1 protein-coding gene is annotated in these 782 nt (G+C 74.8%); it reads right to left on the bottom strand.

From position 1 onward, the window contains the following. Window positions 1–664: efflux RND transporter periplasmic adaptor subunit (locus FV228_RS31370; protein WP_187277994.1), on the bottom strand; the 664-nt coding region annotated here is incomplete at its 3' end. Between the last annotated feature and the right edge of the window lie 118 nt (window positions 665–782).

Below are 782 nucleotides of genomic sequence, written 5' to 3'. Positions count from 1 at the left end.
GCCCCAGCGCCGACAGCTTCTGGCGCGCCAGGTCGGCCCGCAGCCGGGTCTCGAGGAACGCCGCGCGGGCGCTCTGGAACGCCGATTCCGAGGCCGAGCGCGAGGCCAGCAGCGTCTGCTGACGCTCGAAGTTGATCGTCTGGAGTTCGACCTGGACGAGCGCGGTCAGGTACTCGCTCTTGGCGTCGGCGACCTCCCGGCTGTCGAGCACGGCCACGACCTCGTCCTTCTGGACGGCGTCGCCCAGGCGCTTGCGCATCTCCGCGACGGTCCCGACCACCCGGGCGGGGACCCGGGCGATCCGGTCGGTGTCGGGGGTGATGGTGCCGGGGACGAGGAGGTGGCGGGCCAGCGTCCCGCCGGTGACCGGCGCGACCGCGATGCCCTGCGCCGCCACCTGCTCGGGCCGCATCCGGATCACCCCCGCCTCGGCGTGCGCGTGGTCCGGATGCCCTTCGTCCTGGTGGCCTCGCCCTTCGGGCACGGCGGCCTGCGTCGGGCCATGATCGTGATCGTGCCCGACCGGCTCGGGCCCGGGATGACCGGCGGTCCGGGTCAAGCCGACCGCCGCGAGGCTGTCCCGGACGAACCCGGACACGCCCGGAACGGCGGCGCCGACCACGATGCCGGCGGCCAGAAGGAAAAGGGAAATGAGGAGACGCATGGGAGCCTGCTCGGCCGGGACCGCGGCGCGCCGCGCGGCGGCGTCCGGGGAATCCCGTTCAGATGACGCGTGAGGGCGAACCGGACGCCCGCGCGGGCAGGCCGGCCAGGACGCGCGC

The organism is Methylobacterium sp. WL18 (assembly GCF_008040015.1).
Lineage (GTDB): Bacteria > Pseudomonadota > Alphaproteobacteria > Rhizobiales > Beijerinckiaceae > Methylobacterium > Methylobacterium mesophilicum.
Note: the sequence above shows the minus strand (reverse complement) of the source record. Positions and strands in the feature narration are given on the sequence as shown.